This is a genomic window from Enterococcus sp. DIV0703, from assembly GCF_051711065.1.
Lineage (GTDB): Bacteria > Bacillota > Bacilli > Lactobacillales > Enterococcaceae > Enterococcus_B > Enterococcus_B hirae.
In genome coordinates this window covers 26,089-44,462 of the sequence record NZ_JBIOLX010000002.1, presented here as the reverse complement: position 1 = coordinate 44,462, position 18,374 = coordinate 26,089, and the positions used below count along the sequence as shown (strand labels likewise).

16 protein-coding genes and 2 pseudogenes are annotated in these 18,374 nt (G+C 36.2%); all 18 read right to left on the bottom strand.

The annotated features are described in order from the left end of the window. Positions 1-4: 4 nt before the first annotated feature. Positions 5-1,462 (bottom strand): toprim domain-containing protein, encoded by a 1,458-nt coding sequence (locus IGK81_RS13400; protein WP_431393437.1) that lies wholly within the window; start codon positions 1,460-1,462, stop codon positions 5-7. Between the two features lie 60 nt (positions 1,463-1,522). After that, a complete protein-coding gene (locus tag IGK81_RS13395) occupies positions 1,523-3,895 on the bottom strand; it encodes an ArdC-like ssDNA-binding domain-containing protein (protein ID WP_406910944.1) in 2,373 nt (790 codons plus the stop codon). 12 nt (positions 3,896-3,907) lie between these two features. Next, positions 3,908-4,102, bottom strand: a complete 195-nt coding sequence (locus IGK81_RS13390) for a hypothetical protein (RefSeq protein ID WP_181933592.1) — start codon at positions 4,100-4,102, stop codon at positions 3,908-3,910. Positions 4,103-4,247: 145 nt separating this feature from the next. After that, entirely contained in the window at positions 4,248-4,583 is a 336-nt protein-coding gene (locus tag IGK81_RS13385) for a hypothetical protein (RefSeq protein ID WP_181933591.1), read from the bottom strand. Between the two features lie 11 nt (positions 4,584-4,594). Next, a complete protein-coding gene (mobP2, locus tag IGK81_RS13380; RefSeq protein ID WP_306690560.1) occupies positions 4,595-6,187 on the bottom strand; it encodes a MobP2 family relaxase in 1,593 nt (530 codons plus the stop codon). Positions 6,188-6,206: 19 nt separating this feature from the next. Further along, the gene (locus tag IGK81_RS13375; protein WP_002332779.1) at positions 6,207-6,629 is read right to left on the bottom strand and encodes a hypothetical protein; all 423 of its coding nucleotides are present in this window, start codon (positions 6,627-6,629) and stop codon (positions 6,207-6,209) included. Between the two features lie 17 nt (positions 6,630-6,646). Continuing rightward, on the bottom strand, positions 6,647-6,934 hold the full coding sequence (locus IGK81_RS13370) for a hypothetical protein (protein ID WP_181933589.1): 288 nt from the start codon (positions 6,932-6,934) through the stop codon (positions 6,647-6,649). Between the two features lie 717 nt (positions 6,935-7,651). Then, positions 7,652-8,778 (bottom strand): annotated as a pseudogene (locus tag IGK81_RS13365) (hypothetical protein). Between the two features lie 20 nt (positions 8,779-8,798). Continuing rightward, complete coding sequence (locus IGK81_RS13360) at positions 8,799-9,029, bottom strand: hypothetical protein (protein ID WP_002333394.1); 231 nt, start codon at positions 9,027-9,029, stop codon at positions 8,799-8,801. Positions 9,030-9,051: 22 nt separating this feature from the next. Then, entirely contained in the window at positions 9,052-9,858 is an 807-nt protein-coding gene (locus tag IGK81_RS13355; RefSeq protein WP_181933588.1) for a hypothetical protein, read from the bottom strand. A 10-nt stretch (positions 9,859-9,868) separates the two neighbouring features. Continuing rightward, complete coding sequence (locus IGK81_RS13350; RefSeq protein ID WP_181933587.1) at positions 9,869-10,513, bottom strand: hypothetical protein; 645 nt, start codon at positions 10,511-10,513, stop codon at positions 9,869-9,871. 15 nt (positions 10,514-10,528) lie between these two features. Next, positions 10,529-11,731, bottom strand: a complete 1,203-nt coding sequence (locus IGK81_RS13345) for a glucosaminidase domain-containing protein (protein ID WP_181933586.1) — start codon at positions 11,729-11,731, stop codon at positions 10,529-10,531. Between the two features lie 70 nt (positions 11,732-11,801). Continuing rightward, positions 11,802-12,137 (bottom strand): type II toxin-antitoxin system PemK/MazF family toxin, encoded by a 336-nt coding sequence (locus IGK81_RS13340; protein WP_002297498.1) that lies wholly within the window; start codon positions 12,135-12,137, stop codon positions 11,802-11,804. Beyond that, positions 12,137-12,400, bottom strand: a complete 264-nt coding sequence (locus tag IGK81_RS13335) for an AbrB/MazE/SpoVT family DNA-binding domain-containing protein (protein WP_053812896.1) — start codon at positions 12,398-12,400, stop codon at positions 12,137-12,139. Before IGK81_RS13335 ends, IGK81_RS13340 begins: the two co-directional genes overlap by 1 nt. A 58-nt stretch (positions 12,401-12,458) precedes the next feature. Beyond that, positions 12,459-12,836 (bottom strand): annotated as a pseudogene (locus tag IGK81_RS13330) (ATPase); the annotation flags it as partial. Between the two features lie 130 nt (positions 12,837-12,966). After that, positions 12,967-14,844 carry a group II intron reverse transcriptase/maturase gene (ltrA, locus tag IGK81_RS13325; RefSeq protein ID WP_181933585.1) on the bottom strand — a complete coding sequence of 626 codons (1,878 nt, stop codon included), beginning with the start codon at positions 14,842-14,844 and terminating at the stop codon, positions 12,967-12,969. A gap of 686 nt (positions 14,845-15,530) precedes the next feature. Next, positions 15,531-17,225: an ATPase gene (locus tag IGK81_RS13320; protein ID WP_181933584.1), complete on the bottom strand. Its 1,695-nt coding sequence runs from the start codon at positions 17,223-17,225 to the stop codon at positions 15,531-15,533. Between the two features lie 227 nt (positions 17,226-17,452). Continuing rightward, on the bottom strand, positions 17,453-18,367 hold the full coding sequence (locus IGK81_RS13315) for a hypothetical protein (RefSeq protein WP_306690529.1): 915 nt from the start codon (positions 18,365-18,367) through the stop codon (positions 17,453-17,455). Positions 18,368-18,374 lie beyond the last annotated feature (7 nt).

The window sequence follows — 18,374 nt, the reverse complement described above, 5'->3', positions numbered from 1 at the left end:
TTCACTACCTTTCTTGTTGCCTGCCTTGTTGAAACAACATCGCACGTTTTTGCTTTCTGATTGCTTGTTGCTGGATCTCATGTTTCAATTGATCATTCCAATCTTTTTTCACTTCAGGTACAAATTCATGTTCATGCTTTTTATAGCCTTTGTAGTATTGTTCTGCTTTATAAGAGAAAAGAATCTGCGCATTAATATCCCCTTTTTCTTGATAAAAACGATCAAAATCGTACGTACCATCCACGCGTTCACAAGCTTTTAATTCTTTTGCGACTTCTCTACAAATATCTTTCAAATTAATGGCTTCTATTGAATCGTTAACAGAAAGCTGCTGGCCAAAAGACACATTGACTTTGTGAGCGGAAACCAGTTGATTTGTTAATTGCAGATTGTTTTCTGTCTTGTGTATGGCCATAATAGCTTCTGGTGTGACCTTTTCTTCTTTTGCGACTTCTTCATAAATGATTTTGTATTCTTTTGGCACTTGCCAATCATTAGCGATTCCTCGTTCACAACGTACTTTCTGATTCGTAAATGGATCGACTGCGCCCATTAATTGTTCTTTTTCGTAGAAAATATGTCCTGCACGGTCATTATCCACACAAATCTCAATCGATTGAGGAAAGGCTTGTTTCTTTCTCAATTCAGATACTGCCTCACCAAAATAATGACTAATCACATGGTGTTTTAACCCTTCCATAGAGACTAACCACGTATCGTTTAACTGATCACGATTCAGTGCAGCGTAACTAAGTAAATCAATACTACTCTCAAAAAATTTTAACTGCTTAGGGGCACCGATCTTTAGATTAAAGCCATGATTCGCTGTCGAATTTTTATCTATATGCTTATATGTGCCTCTCTCACCAAAACGTTCATAATCAATGAACGTTCCTTGATAACTCGCCCCTACTGTCTCTTTTGTCTGTGGATCTTTCCATAAAAAGGCGACCGCATGATCCAAACGATCGTCTCGAACTAAGAAATTTTGCCGTTCATGTTTTGGCTTTAGTTCGGCAATCAATCCCTCTTTTTCTGCGTAATCAATCAACCAATCGGGCAGTTTTCGTTCTTCCTTCAGATAATTCCTTCCTTTTTCTGTGAGTGGTTGATAATCAACGGGGTGATCTTTGTACTTTTCTGTCTCAAAATGAAGATTTTCCACTCGTTCTGTTTTGTCTTCATTCTTTAGAATAAAATCAGTGGCTGCTTTAAATTGTTGCTTAGGGTCTTGGATATCTTTGTCTATGAAAAAAAGTTTAGCTAATTCAATAATGTCGCCACTAATATTTTGACTATTCCAATATAAACGTTGTTTTCTTCGATCAAAAACAAAAGAATCATGGTCTTCTAAGCGATAGTCTCGTCCTTTATTGACTACAGCCATTCCATTGTTTCGAGCAAAATCCACTATATCGATCTGTTTACATCGATCAATAAGACTCATTTTTTTCTCTGTCATTTTCAAACCTCCCAAAAGAAAAAAGACTATCCGTTTTTCAGATAGTCTTTTTTACTTGTTTTATACGCGTTCTTTTTGTGACAATTGTTGTTCATAATAGATTTCATTTTTTCGTTTGGCCACTTCTGACACTGTTTCAAGTGAAAATCGGAATGGATTTCCTAGCGCAAATTCTTCTGAAGGTAACGCCGTTTGAATCTCTTTTCCATAACTTTTTCCTTTTAAAATCACTTGATTATGCTGCGGATCTTCAATAAACGCCGCATCCTTCAAATGTAACGTTCGGCCTGTATCTTCTTCCAGGACTTTCCCGTCTTTCTTGTCGATCCAAAGTGAACCAACAGGAACAATATTCTTTTGTTCTGCCGTTTCTACAGTATTTTTATGCTCCTGCTTCACTTCTGCTGGCTGGATCTCTGGTTCTCTTTCTCTGTATTGATTGATTTCATTAGAAATGGTTTGAATGAATTCATTTGCGACACGACTGACATCATTCATGATTTTCCCACGTTCCGCAGCTTCCTTATCATCCAACGTCTGACCATTCTTCGTCCATGTCGCAATATAAGGAATAGCTTTCTCCGAGGTGTCCATCCCAAAATGCTTGCACACAATATAGGAGGTCATTTCTGCCTGTAGTTCTTTTGTTGCAGTATCTAATTCTGAAAATTTGTGCATTCTAGCATGGGCTAATTCGTGAATACTTGTGGCTAAATGCTGCGTAGGAGTATTTCGAGTATTCATGACGATTTCTTCTTCGCCAGTAAATTCGTTACGAACGTACGCCCCACGTGCTTGTCCTAATTCTCTTTGATAGACTTCACTTTCTGTCATATCTCGAATTTGAATTCCAATATTTTTGGCTACCGCTTGAATCCCAACTTGAAGTTCTGTCTGCCCTGTTTGATCCAATTGAAAATCAAAGACGCGGTTCGGGAAGATTTTCGGATAGTCTTCAGGCTTCAATTGTGTTTGTGTGATATCAAACACTTTTTCAATCGTGTAGTAAGGTTTTTTGATCACTTCGATTTGACCACTTTCGATTCGTTTTTTATCTTCTGGTGCAGCCTCTGTTTCTCGAACAAAGCCACGTCCTTTCTCATAAAATCCTTTGACCGTTTTTCTGACAAAGATCTTGTTCCCTTGTTCCCCTTTTTTGATATAGATTCCTTCTTTTTTCAACGCGGCACGACCTAAACAAGCCGTTGCGCCTGGAAATTGTTCCTCGATCAATAATTGATTTCTAAAGGATCGTTCTGGAAAACGAGACATAAAATTCAAAAGTTCTTTGACGTCTTCAGGTGAATGAGTATGCTTTTTCACCGCATCAAGCGCCTGTTGGGAAAGTGATTTGACTTCTTGCTTAATCTCTTCTGCCGTTCGTTTTTGATAACCCTTTTGTTTTGTTTTTGTCTCTTTAATCTCATTTTGTACTTTTGAAATAGGTTCATTTTTGACTGTTTGTTCTTGTTCCTTTTCAGGTGATTGTTCGCACAATCTAGCTAACTCTAAATAGATGGGTTGATTACTGTTGACGCCATCCCCTAGATCCATTCGGATCTGATCGACTACTTCTCCGTTCTTCACTTCTTCAAAATAGAATTTATAATAACCTGCTTCTGCGGCGTATTGGTTATCCAACGTTTTGAGTTGATCGATCAATTCGAATGTTACGATCTCCCCACCATAACTTTTCAATCCTTTTTCTGGATCATTTTCGTTGAATTCTACTCGATAGAAATGATCGTTTTCTTTCTCCTTCAAAGAATCAGTTGGCGCAGCCTCTTCAAGTAATTCACGAACAGCTGCTTTTTCCTCTTCCGACGTGGCTTGGTATTTTTTTGATTCCTCAAATCCCCCGTTTTCATTCAGTTCTAAAGCAACTTTTCGATAGCTTTTCAAAAAATAAATGGTTGGATTTTTTTTCCATTGCGTCACTCGTCCGCTGTCAATAATTGCTTGTACTTCAGGAAGAAGATTTTCTTTTCCTTTTTCTGATCTTTCTTTCAGCTGTTCTAATGTTTCTAATTTCCGTTGGTATTTTCGGATCGTAGCGGCTGAAAAAGTCGATTCACCTTTTTCAAAGCGTTCGATTTCTTCTTTGATTCTTGGAATATTTTCGATCGTCATATCCAGGCCACCGTACTTGTTATAGCCCATTTCCTTTAGCTCTTCTTGTCCTTCAAGCTTTTCCACGTATTCTTCTTGTTGCTTGATCTCTTCTCTCAGACTTTGGACTTTATTTTCGATTCGTTCTTGTTGCCTAAACCAAGAATGCCCGTTTCTCTTATCGTTCATTGGTTGACCGTTGGTCTTTCTTTGGTGTTCAAACATCTTTTCGATTTGATCATTTAATTCATTTTGCAATCGTACTAATTTTCTTTTGGATTTTCCCAAACGACTATTGTCTAGTGGTTCTTTTTCTTCTGCCATGTCCGTTTCCTCCTAAACAAATGGATAATCTTCTGCCGCATCGACGAACGTCTTCGTAGTCAGATTTAACGTTAAAATATCGCCACTTTGATACGCTTTTGCCGCTTTGTCTGTGACGACAAAAGCTCTGTCTGTTTGAATTTCTGTCACAAAAACGAGATTGTCTCTGCTTTTTTCAACAACAACTCCAATAGTTGAATAAGCCATTTCTTCTTCCTCCCTTCTCTTTCTTTTGATATAATGTAGTCGCAAATCGCACCACTCATTGAATTGGCGGAAAACAATTCATTGAAAAAAAGAGTCCTGGACAATTACGTTCAGGACTCTTTTACTTCTTTTATTCACTTAACAACTAACATTCTGTGAGTGAAATAGACTCTTCAATGCTTTTACACGGGAAGTTATTGATCCCCTCTTCATTCATTTCCCAAGTAGTATAATAAGGCGCTAACTTGCCCTCATATTCTTGAATGATAAAATATTTTTCACCCTTCACATGATTACAACAGTACACGCCAGTAGCTGGGTACTCAACAACTAAAAATTGATTTGGATCAAACTGTTCGTTTCTCAACATTTCTCTTATCTGAAACAAATGCTCTTTTTCAAAACAATCGGGAAGTTGTTCGATTCGTTCTTCTCTTAATGATCCTTCTATAACTTTCCATTGATCTAAATATTGTTTCATTGCTATTCCTCCTACTGTCTTTCTTGTTCCATTTGGATTCTTCGTTGTTGCTCTTCGTAGGCTTTACTTGCGTGGTATTTTTCTTCATGGGCATTAATCGTTCGATTTAATTGACGCAAACTCCGTTGCGTGACAACTCTTTGTTGGAATTGTTTCCTGCGTTTCATGAATTCTTCGTAACTATACTTGTATTCATTCGTTGGCAACTGTTTAAGAGTTTGAAAGGATCGTTCATTGTAAATAGATTGCAACTGAACGACACCTTCTATTAAAGGTTTTATTTGACTATCCTGTTTCTTCAGTTCTGTTAGAATGGCATTTCCTGTGCGCTTTTTTAAATCAAAGAGAGCATTTTTTTCTGCATCCTTTGATTCTCTCTTGCTTTCCCCATAAAGACTTTTTGTTTCTTCTTTCAATGCTTTTGAAATCTGTATATATTCTTGGTATTCAGGTTCTTTTGTTAAAACATATTTGGTTAACTCATCGAGTTTCTCTCTTGTGTATGGTGAAAGTTTGGTTCGTTTTTCATCCCCGTAATTCCATTCCGAACGTTTGTCAGGTAAAGTTTTATATACTTCATTTAATAAGTTCATTGCGTGTCGATCGTAACGCGCTGGCTCTTTTACCACTTTTGTTAAGGTGTCACGCAAATCACTTTTCCGCGTCAATAAATTTCGTTTCTCCATACCAATCATTCGATCCTTTTCATAAGAAAAACGTTCTAACTCATGTACATAATTGGTCTTCATTGCGTCTAATGTTGCTTGTCTTCTCTTACCTTTCGGTACGATATAACTCACACCATTTTCAACCTCCGTGTAAGGTTTACGCGTATTTTTTTTTTCAACAACTGCAAAATGAATATGGATATGTTTGGTATTACGGTGAATCGTTGCCATCCAGTAGCCTGTTTTGTTCAGTTGCTCTTTCTCGAATAATGTCTCCATCATTTTTCTTCCAGCTACTTTTAATCCTTCTTCATCTAAAGTATCTGTTTTGGGATCGTACAATCCTATTTTTTCAAGATACGAATTATCATGAGAGACAACATCTTGATAAATGATTGAGCCTTTTTGTTGTCCTTTTTGGAAGATTTGCTTAATCTCCTTCAGATCACTTCCTTTCACTTCGTCTGAAGCCATAGAAAAAACTCCAGGAAGGTTTCCTGAAGCTTTTTTGTGTGGCTCTGTTTGATATTTTTTTATTGCTTGGTTCAAGCGTTGGTATTCTTTTTGTTCACTTTGCGTCAGTTCTTTCTTTTGTTCTAACGCATAGTGACGAGTCATATAAGAAAGATATTTGGTAAAATCTTGTTCCTCTAACTTGTCAAAGTTGATTCCATTTCCCATCAAAGATTGAGCTTCATTCGACGTTTCACTGAATTCTTTACCCGTCTTACTCTCCGAAAAAGTTTCTCCTTCAGGAATATAAAAATCCTCTAAAGCATTCTTGATTCGTTGCAGTTCCTGTTCTTCGTCGGGCGTGCGTCGTTCCTTTTCTTCCAGCGCTTTTTCTCTTGTCATATAATCAATGTATGTTGAAAAAGATTTTTTATTGGGCAAGGTAAATTGACAAGTGAGAATGACTGCAGGCGATTTATTCATCATGTTCCCCTTCTACTTTTTATCTTTTTAAAAACTTTGTTGGATCAAACGGGTCTACTCTGGCATGAACAGATTCATTTATTGGTTTCTTGATCTTAGGAGAATACTTTTTCGTTTGATTCGCTTTTATTTTCCCTTCCACACGCTCTTTTGCTTCTTGATAGACAGTTGAATTTGTACCAATTAGTATTCCTGTATCTTTCAAATGAAGATCCGCAAACTCTGAAACCATTTCGGTTAAAATAGAAATTTCCTTTCCCATTGCATTCAACTTTGCGTTCGTCATATTATTATTTTTTTCAATTTCTGGATCGTAATTCATACATAAAAATCGAATGGCTTCAGAATAATTTTTTACCGTAGGTTGAGTTTCCATAATATGTTTTAAAACTTCATCGTGCGCTTCATAAAATGTAATATGCTTTTCTATCGCTTTAACCATAGAACCTTATCTCCTTCCTAATGTGTGATTAATATTTCAATTAAGTTCTTGACCTCGTTCGTGTATGTTTCCAAAACTTTTGTATTATGCAGCTGAACATCTGTAAATTTTTCCAATAAACGATCAAATTGATCTTTCTTGTAGTCCATTAAAGGACGTTCAAAGTCGTTTTCAATCAATAGTTTTAGATAATCATTTCGACTCCATTTTTGACCAGTTTGTTCTGTTAATTCTACGCATCTACGATCAATTTCTTGAACATATTTTTTATTAATACCTCTTACTTTAATCTCTTTAATTTCCATTTTCACCCTCCGAAAAAAGTATGGATAGTCTATGGAGTCTATCCATATGCTATCCATGTATAGCTGTTTTACTATCCATACACTATCCATAAATCGAATATTTTGTACCCACTTTTGTTTTAGAGAAACGTAATAGGCACAGCCTATTGGAACACTTTTTTTAAAAAGTGTTCCCACGTTTCCTTATGCTCTTTAAAAATTAAGGTTATTTGTGTATTTAGACAATAAAAAATCCTTCTAACTTTGTCGATTAGAAGGAAATATTTTGTCATATGAAAAATGAATTTAAGAAAAAGTGTATGCTATAATTGATACGCTGTCTTCCTGTTTGGTTGAAATCTTCAGCCAGAAAGGAGGAGTGTTAAATGTTTTATGTGCTTGATGTTTGTGTTAGAATCGTGGTTAATGTTTTCTCCCATCTCATTAACAAATGGTTAGATTCTAAACATGATAAAGACAGCTAGCCTGTTCATTATTCGGTTAATAGTGAATAAAGAAAAGAGCCTTACGCAGCTGCAACTGCTAGGGCTCTTTTTGAGTATTAAATGTTTTATGTGTTTGCATTATCAGTATAGCATACACTTTTTTCACAGACAACTTTCTACATTTTTCTTCTTTTTTCAATCAAAATAAACTAATGAATAATATAAACTCTTATTGAGAACTGTTGGAAATGATTACTGATATCTTCAAACAAATGATTCAAATTGACTAGACTCATTGAATCTCATCTTCTTCCATAGGAAGCTTTTTAGTTACTTCTAAAGCATCACTTTTCCAGCCAATGTATGGTTTGTTTTGTGGAATATTTCTTCCATTTAACGACAATTTTCCAATGCCATATCTTAGATTTGCTTCGACTTCATAAAAATTGTAGACCTCTTTTCTTCGGTCGATTGCTTTCGTCTCCGGGCCATCTTTTAACGTAGTTCTGATGCCCTTAACGGTAGCTTCATGGATACTCGTGTGAACAATATCTGTATTGATTAATTCGTCATATCTTCCAAAATCAACATAGTACTCATAACCAAGAAGTGTCGGAATCAAGTCAATCTCAATTTCTTTTTCAATTGAACGTTTAATAAGTTTCGTGGATACATACCCGACTAAAAAGAGAATAATACCCACTTCAAACAAATACATGTGCCCATTTACAAAGTGAATAAACGTCATTAAAAATTCCTTCACTCCTTTTGTTGTTCTTCCAAATTGTTCGATTTGTTTTATTAAAGTTGCTAGAATTGCATTTACAATAATTAAATCGAATAGACTTTTGAAAAGTTTTCCCGTTGTTTTTGCCTGGTAAATTGCATGACTATTTGAGTAAAAATAGACAATAGCATGACAAAAATCAACGTCATTAGAACTGTAAAAAGCACTGTAAAAATGTCTGATGCTGCAATCCTATTAGGATCATTTAATAAGTAATAGGCCGTTCCAAATACTCCAATCGAGTAAATGATTAAATCAAGTATAAGACGAGCCAAATAGATACAAAGTTTACCTAATGGCCATAATTTTAGAATCCAAAATTCTTTTCGCTTGCTATTTCTTTTCAATGGTAACCAAGTATGCTTCGTCCAGTCATTGGATTTTATTTCGATTTCTTCCTTAAGTTCTTTCTTCTTTTCTTGCCAATGAGGGGGCATAATTTCATTGATCTGTATACATAGATAAAGGAACATAACACACGATAGCGTACTCATTAACCCCTTAAGTAACAGATCTTCGTCAGACAACAAAAGAAAAAGCGTTCCGACGATCACGGACACACTGACAAGAAACCCAACGATAAATAGGGTGATATAGCTGATCCATAAAAACTTTTGATACGTTTTTTTCACATAGAACCCACCTTAATTTTTTATTTATTATCAGCTGTAAAATATTTTTTTGCAGCTATATATAGAGCTTCAAATGATCTGAATTTTAAGGTATCTAAACTCTTCCTACCATTCTTCAACTCAGATATTGTTGTGTTAGATAAATTCACTTCTTGACATATTTCTTTGGCTTTTACAACTTTGAGATAGGCTTTAATCAATACTTTCTGCTCAGCGAAAGTATCTTTGCCAACCAAGTTCGCTCGCTTCATTTCTTTTACTCCACCTATTCTTCTAAATATTTTCTTTTGTCATACGATCAATTTTTTCTTGAAGTTTTTGAATGATCTCTTCTTGATTTTTCATTTGCGTTTTCGATGTTTCAATTTCTTGCTGGTAACTATTAATCTTATTTTCAGTATTTTCCTGATCGTTTGCGACTTGATAAGGCAACTGATCTTTTAGCTTCTTCACTAATTCTTCATTCAAATCAATGGTTGCTTGGAAGGATTCAATCTGTTTTTGTGCTGCTTTTTGTTCTTTTTTGTATCCTTTCACTTTGTAATTGATCGCATGTTGTTCATAATCTTCATCTTTCACTTGATCTTTAACCTTATCTTCGTGAACGTAATAAATCAGATCTTGTGGTTCTTGCATATCCACTTTTGGATCAATTTTTTCAGGAATAATGGTTAAACGCATGGCGATATATTCTTCTGGTACATGTGCTAACTTCACTACAAAATAATCATCAGACACCTTGATCACTTTGGCTTTTATTGCTTGATAATCCCCTTTAGCTGTCTTTACTTCTACACGATAATTAAGATTAGCTAGTTCTTTTAATAAGCTCTGATCTTCATCGTCGATCGCAAATTCAAAAACTAATTGCTGGTTCGCTCCTTTTTCTTTTGAAACCATCGTCAGTTCCTTCGTGTTTAAAAATGCGTTCGTGCTTACTTCATCTGGTATGTCTACCTTTTTATGTGTGTAAATCGGACTAGCAAGAATCAAAAAGCCGAGAATCATAAAGATCCCCAGCCATCTAAGATAACTTTTTCGTTTTTTAAAACGTTGTCTTGCTCCTTTTTTCTTACTCATTTTCTTCCTCCTAACGAGTGAAATAACTAAAGTCTGTGACTTTCCATTGACCATCTACTTGTTTTTCAGTGACAGTTAATCCACCTTTTATTTTTTGTGGTTTGACATCTTTGAATTGAGGATTGCCGATTGTATAATCAACAAATACGACAAAATTTTGTTCCTCTTTTACACTGCTTGTTTGAGCGTAAGTTTGCACGTCACCTAATGTAAAAGAGTAACTTCCGTAGTCGTCATGTTGGTGATCATCGTCTACAGGACTTAATTTGTCGATCACTTCTTGGATTGCGACATCTTTTAGTTTTTCCGTTAATTCATTTCTGCTTAATGATTTATCAATGGCCAATTGACCGAACTCTTCTGCCGTCTTTCTTTGTGCTTCAGTTACTTCCTCTTTTGCTTTTGTGCCATCTTGTTGCTTCAGCTGATCGATTTCTTGGTTTTTCTCATTGATGGTTTGATTTAACTTGTCGATCTTCGCCTGTGCCTCAGAAGAATTTTTTTTGAGCTTATCAGACGCGTTTTTAGCCACTTCTTCAATTTTATAGGTATTTGTCTCTTGTTCTTCTTTAAGCTGCCAAAACAACGCAATATTGCCGATTAAACTAACGCTAATTGCAGCTGTTAAGACAATTTTTAAGGTTTTATTTTCCATATTTTTTCTCCTGATCTATTTTTTACTGCTATTCAAAAATGGTAACGGATCGATCCATGTACCATCATCAATGAATGCATGTCCTTGTGCTTGACGCCAATCCATTCTAGTAAATCCTAAATGCAAGTGTGCTGTATCTCGTATCCCAATTACTTGACCAACTTTCACTTGATCGCCTACTTTCACTCGAGAATTTCCTGTACTATTTGCAAATTCTTGATACACCATATTCAAGCCATCGTAATTAATCACGATCACACACGCACCCAAACCTGAAATACCAGGATTTCCAACGTACACGACTTTTCCGCCATGAACCGCATGAATCTCACTTCCTGGATGATCGACTGAACCAAAGTCTAGTCCATCATGGAACCCGTTAGGTCGGAATTCTCCTCCTGGATTTTTCCCAAAAAGTTGTCCTCCACTGAACGAATTTTTATCTAAGCTACTTCCTGGGAATGGATTGCCCCAGCTTCCTGTAATCGTACCACCAGTTCCGCCGCCTTCTCTCCAGTGTTTAATCGCAAACTCATCGTACTCCATCAATTTATTTGTATTAATAATAGACATACAATTTTTATAATAGGCACTGTCTTCAGTAATTCCTGCGGCGGCATACCCTCCTCGTTCTAAGATCAATAAGCTTGTGCCAGGGCTTTTATTTCCGACACATGCATTAAAATTTGATTGTGTGGCTACCATAAAGCCGTAATAGGAGAAGGCGGCTTTAGAGTTGGGAAACTTCATGTACCAGCCACCTTCAATGCCACCAATTCCTCGTGCAGTTCCTTTAGGAAACAGACAACCATCAAACCAAGTAATCCCAAAATAGTTGAGATCATTTCTTGCGGACGCCGACGTACCAAACGCTGATTCGTACCCGTATTGTGAAAGGATCACACTTGGTAATAATTTATATTTCACTGCTGAACCTACAGCATATTGCGCAATCTCATCAGAAAAAGGGCCTCTTCCTTTGATTTCTTTATAAATGGGTAATCCTTCCGAATATTCTCCTGTAAAAGCTTCGCCACCACTACTTGAATCTGAATCAGAATTATCAATCGAACCCGCCGCAAGTATTAGAAAAAGAGTCACGAACACAGTGATCAAAATAGTAATCAAACCTGCAGAAGTACCAAACAACCACAAAAATAAGCGTCGCTTTACACGACGCTTCAAATGTTCCATAACTATATTTGTATCATTCTCCATATAGTCAGTACTCCTAACTTTTTAATTTTAAACAACAAAAAAGCGAAGAAATAATAATTACTCTTCGCTTTTAATAAAATAATTTAATTTTTTCAATACATTCTTCTAAAATTTCCTTTGGCACAGCTTCCACAAACTGAAATCCCCTGCTCTCAATGTCAATCATTCGATGGTGTTCCAAAAGAATTTGTCCTTTTATTTTTTGCGTGCCATTCAAATCAACGTGTACGGGAAAAGGTTTCGCTTTTGTTGTGATCGGTGCTACACCAATCATATAGTTCAAATATTTATTAGGTTTAGACAAAATAATACATGGTCTTTTTCCCCGTTGTTCATGTCCTTTGGTAGGATTTAAATCAATATACACAAGATCTCCTTGCGATAAATCATGATAGTTCTTTTTCATTAAATGATCTCCCTACCTTGCATATTTCCCCATTCATATTTGTCTTCTTTTCCTAAAGGTTCTCCTTCATAACTGGCGAACAATTCATCTAAAGTTTCTGGCTTTTTATTTTTAGGAGTTAAAACAATTTTTCCTTCTGTTACCACCATTTCGAATTTTAAATTTTCAGTATTAGATTCTCCTAGAACTGACAATTCTTCTTTTCCAAAACGAATACCTTGTGAATTTCCCCATTTTTTCATTTCGATTTCTTTTACTAACATGGAATCCCTCCTTCTCTCACACATAAGTATATACTTGTATACACATAAATACAAGAAGTTACTTTCCACCATCAAACAATTTTAACTGACGTTTGTTCGGACTGAAATGAACACGAATGGTTTCTTTTGAGCCAAAATTGATCACAGCGTCTCCTTGATTTTGTTGAGGAATGGATTCTAATTCTGAGTTCGTCATTGATTTACCAACTAATCCTTCTATATGACGTAAAATAGATTCATCCATACGCATAAAGATCTTCGTAGAAGAAAATTCAAAGACTTTCTTCAGTTTCGAGAAGTTATCAGAAGACATATTTTCTGGCACCATTTCTTGTGGGGATTGTGTAGCTAAAACAGTCATTGCTTCTATTTTACGCATTTCTCGTTGGAAGTTTGTGACATAATTTACCGTTTCAATGAAATCTGGATTAATCGATACTGATAGGTAAGAGTTTGATATTATCTCCGTCTTTTCCCCCAGTCCACACCGTACGTGCGACTTTCACCGCATACGGCGTTCCCTCGTCTATAAAAGACATTCTGTTTTCCCGTCCTACAAATATTTATTAAGCTATTTCTTCGTTACCAACTTTTAATCTCAACTCATTGAGTTTTTCTTTTTGGTTTGGATTTAATTTTAGATATTTTAGAAGTTCCTCAATCGTTTCACTTTGTGTAGCGTGTATTACCCGATGAACCTCCTCAGTAACAAGCACTAGGTTTTCATAGCTATCATTTTTGCTTTCATGATAAGTGATAATATGATGACAATGCATTTCAGATAAGATAAGCTCCTCACCTGTTACTGCACATCTTCCCTTTTGAGCGATGAATTTTGAAATTCGATTGTCCGAAAATTCAATCGTTGCTCTCTTACTAAGCACTGGATTGCTACACAACCACGATATCTTCCATTCTTCTACGGTTTGTTGTTTCTTATGAATGGCTTCTCTACCTTCTTCGGTGTATTTATTAATATTTCTTTTTTTACACATCGGATGCCTGTGTTGAATATACCCTACTGGTAATATTGGAACCCCTCTTATATATCGTATTTGTCCTAACCGTAGGTAAGGTTTGTATCCTTCGTACTTTCCGTATTGTCCTTCTTTTGAGATTCCTTGTTCTCGTAGTCGTATTTCAAGACTTGGTCTGAGTTCTCTTGCAATTTTTCGCATTGCTACACTACAATGAGTCGCAATTTTGAAGTAATTATGGATCCCAATAACCATACTGTTATAGACTCCAATATAGATAAAGGTATCTTTGCTATTAGGACTTTTTTGAATTCGTTTGATTTGTTTTTTTAGTTTCACTTTAATCATACTTTGTGCTTTTGTACCTATATGCGTATTAACAACCTTTTTGTTACCTTTGGTCACTAATTTCATCGTAAAGCCTAAAAATTCACTTTCTTCCTTTGAAAGATTTGTGATTTTTGACTTTTCTTCAGATATTGGTAACTTTAGACGCTCCTGTAACCACATTTTAGTTGCATAGAAAACTTTTTTCGCTTCATTATAATTTCTACAGAAAATTTTGAAATCATCTGCGTATCTCACTAGGTATATTTCTTTTAGAGTTGTACTCTTTCTGAGCTTGTGATAGATATTACCTTTATCCCAAGCTCCATTTTTCCTAAAATGATGTTTTAGCTCTTTGGCATCTTTTTCCTCCCACTGATTTGCTACCCACCAGTCAAATTCGTTGAGATTGATGTTCGCAAGTAATGGGCTAAGTATTCCGCCTTGTGGTGTTCCTTTTGTTGGGTATATCAACTTCCCATTTGGAAGTAATACGGGTGCTCTTAACATTTTCCTAATGATTAAGAGAAGCTGTTTGTCTCGTATACCCATAGACCAGATTTGTCTCATGAGTTTAGTATGATTGACTTCGTCGAAGAAACCTTTGATATCTACATCTACCACATATTCCATGTGACTTTGATTCATTCGGGCCATACAATCTGCTATTGCATGTTCTGCTGATCTATTTGGACGGAAACCATAGCTGTGATTATTGAATTTTGCTTCACATATTGGTTCTAATACTTGTAAGATGCATTGCTGTGCGATTCTATCCCATATTGACGGAATACCCAACGGTCTTAATTTACCATTATATTTAGGAATTTCTACACGCCTTACTTTTCGAGGGTTATAATGTGCGAATCGCTTCCTAACAACTTCTACGAATTCATTACGGTTGAGTTTTTCAATATCTTTAATCGTTACTCCATCTTCTCCTCTTGTCACACTACCGTGATTTCTCTTTATATTACGATATGCTAGGACAATATTGTTATCAGAGATGATAATCTGCATTAGATTTTTGAAATTATCTCTCTTCAAACTTTTGGAGTATAGCTTATCGAAGATTTCCGTCATGCCATAATATTCTGCATGCCGCAACTTCCTATCTTTTGGACTTGTTTCTTTTGTCATGGTTTATCACGCTCCAATTGGCTCGTGACCTTTTTAGTCATACGAGAATCCCATGGTTGAACGGGTTTCATGACTTTTACAGACGACTCGAGCCTGTTCCTCCAGTTCCATTACAGAACCTTCATCAGTCGTGGCTCTACTTTCACCATCACTAAAGTAAGTTATTTGTTATTCACATATTTCTTACTACCACTTCATCGAGTATGCACTCTCCATGTTGATGGCTTCCCCTGTTCCCTTATATCTATCCACATGCCTTAACTTAGGTGCTAGCTTTTGCCCCCTAACTTCTCCTACGCCTGTAACGCAGTATGGTCTTTCATAACAACGACTTTTACTCAACCACAAGTTAACACAATGAGTGATTTTCGCTCACTGTCTCTCCCATTTCTAGGAGCTATGCCTTTCGGACAGTACATTCGCTAGTTCGTCAGTACGTTTGTACATACTCACCATATTAAGTTTTTTTGGACACCCGACTTATCGGATACACCCTTTACCTCTAAAGAGCTTTCGTGGTATTCACTATTTATTTTACCTTACGGTATCCTTCAGCCGACTTCACCGAGCTTCACACAACGTTGGTCTGCATAAACTACTTGTTGCATGTCGGAGTATCAGTGGAAGCCCTTTGTGGCGTTACCCACTCATTTGACTTCTCGTTATAAGAGTTATTACAGTAGTTCTTAGACTACTTGCAACCCACAGCTTTTCACTGCAGAACAGGTCGCACCATTATGGCACTCATCAATCATAGCCAAGAAGCGTTTAAAGTCTTGTTCCTCCATTTGTTTTTCTTTAATTAAGCGTCGTTGTCTTCGTCCTTGAATCAATGCCTGATTCCAAATCAACGTCATAGCCATGTACATTTGACATTGTTGTACCCCACGATCTAATCCTGTAATAGAGTCAATGTCAAAAAAGACCAACTGTTGTTGGTCAAGGTGTCGAATCGTACTATGACCATCAAAAATCATGCCATACGTCTCACATAAGGATTCTACGATGGATTCCATTTCTTCTTTTCGATTCTTTTTCTCTTGGGAAGCACCTGGTAATTCCAGTTGTCCTAAAAAGTCTAAAAATTCTTTGAACGTCGGATAATCTTCTGGATCTTTCCCTGTGACTTGCGTCTCAGTATTTGAACGCGAATTTGAGGAAGTAAAGCCGCGTGGTACTGTTCCATACGCTTCATAAAAACGATTTAAGTAGGTCTTAAATTCTGCTTTCATCGTTCCTTTTAGCTGAGGGCTCACTAACTGTACCTGATAGACCACTTTGTCTAAGTGTGTTTGATAGGACGCTGCTTCATTGATCTTCAAATCTTTGACTGATCCATCGTCATATAAACTGGATGCTTCATCATACGTCCGTGTGGCAAAAATTTCTAAAGGATTGATCATCCCATCAGATCCGTCTAAACGCATCATAATGCCGTTATATTCCTTTAAGAAAGGAATAAAGTCTTTTCCCTTTTCAAAGCCCCAAATAAAGTCTCCTGCAGCTAAATGGGCTTCCGCGATCATTTTAAGAACGGTCGATTTACCAGCTCCCATCATTCCTAGAAGCAAGGTATTAGTAGACAACCGTACACTATTTTTATACGTCGCATTCCAGACAAATGGGCCGCCTGTCATGGTTTCCCCATATTGTGTACCTCCTGGATCTTTTAGCGTTTGGTGGTGGAACGGGAAACCTCCGCCAATGTTTAACGATGGTAGTGATTGCCCTTTGATATTTCCGAACCATTCAGCTTGTTCATCGAACATGGTAAACATCGATTGCCAATCTCGTTTGGTTTTATGCAGATAAGTCACCGCCCGATAATCCATCCCTTTGAGATTTTCGATCAGTTCCTGCGCTCGTTCATCTACTTCTTGAATCGTGTTTCCGTAAACATGTACTCTCACTTTGACTTGTTTAGAAATTTCACCATTAGAAGTCAATTTTCTGGCATATTCCGCTAGTTCCAGGTATTCTTCTGCGCTTTTATTTCGGTCAGTCGCTTTTCGTTCATTATCTGATCGATCATTTAATTCATCTAATGCGCGGTTGATTTGATCAATCACTTTTTGCTTTTCATCTGTGCTAACATCGAGTGTGGCCACTGTATGAGGATTATTCATGAGATTGGCCAACCAAAAAAGCGTAGGATTTTTTGTGTAGTGATAAACTGTCACACACCGTGAATAACCATTTCCATAGGTCACATACTCTTCATCGAAATTTAATCCACCTTGTGGCACCACTTGTTTTAAAAAATCTAAATCATACCCTTTGGATTTTAAAATTTCTATTTCCTGATTTCCTAGTTGTTTTAACGGATCAAGTATCTTTTGATTTTCCTGCGGTAAAAAAGCTGATTTGATTGCCTCCAGCATCAACGTTCACCTCTTTTTATTGGATTCATTGTTGTATTCACAGAGTTCCCTCTTTCACTAAATTCATATTCTATTGCACCTAACCATTGAAAATGATTATTCATCTACTTGCTTCCTCCATTCTTATTCATCACCTATCTAAATAGGCTGGGAAATGAACGCTTAAATCAATAAAAAAGAAGCCTATTTAAAATAGACTTCGCTGACTTCTTTTTACGAGTGATTATTTATTTTGAGACATACAAATGAATCATATTCTTTGCTAATTTTAATAACTCTTGATTTCGATTGTCTTCACATTTTTTAGATAAAGCTAAATTTGAAAAGTACACTGATTCAATAGGCAAAGTTTTACTGAATATTATGTCATCTTCTTCCAATCGATTCTCTCTAAAAACTAAAAAATCCATCGTTTCATGTATTTCTTCCTCTACCACGCATTTTTCATGGTTTAAAAAGGTAAAATACAGGGTAACAAACATTCCTTCCTGATTCTTTATTTGAACGTAATCAGAAGAAAAAGATGCAGGTACGAATTGAACTTCTGGACAATTTTCTTGAATTACCTGATGAAGCTCACTATTTTTTTCAATCATCCTTCCAAATAGAGGAATCGCAGGACTACATTGTCCAAAAATCCATGGAAGATTGTTTAAAGTTGCTTCCTTGTATAACCACCCTTCGTTTTTTAAGTAAGTGGTAAGCATCTCTTTTGCTAATTTTTTGTTGATAAGAAGACCAGTTTGTTTTTTTAATATATAAATAATACGATCAAACTGTTCTTCTAATGTTAAAAGAATACGATTTGCTAGTGGGCTACTTGTACTTCTTCTTCCAGACGTTTTTTTCCACTTTGAGTTAGAAAATGGACATTCCAAATAGTCTTCTTCTGAATACTTAGCCAAATATGGAATTGTACCTTTATGATGCTTGCCATATGGTTTTCTTCCAGATTCCCGTGTTTCTTTATATAATCCAATAATTTGAATTGGATTATCGCACTCCGGACAAACGGCATAATAAGAATCCCTTCCTTCTCTTTCTAGTACGTACGGTCTTCTTTTTTTTGTTTGTTTTTCATAGCTAGCAGGCGTTATCCTATACACTTTACTAAATCCTACTTTAGTTTTGAAAGAATCCATTCAATCT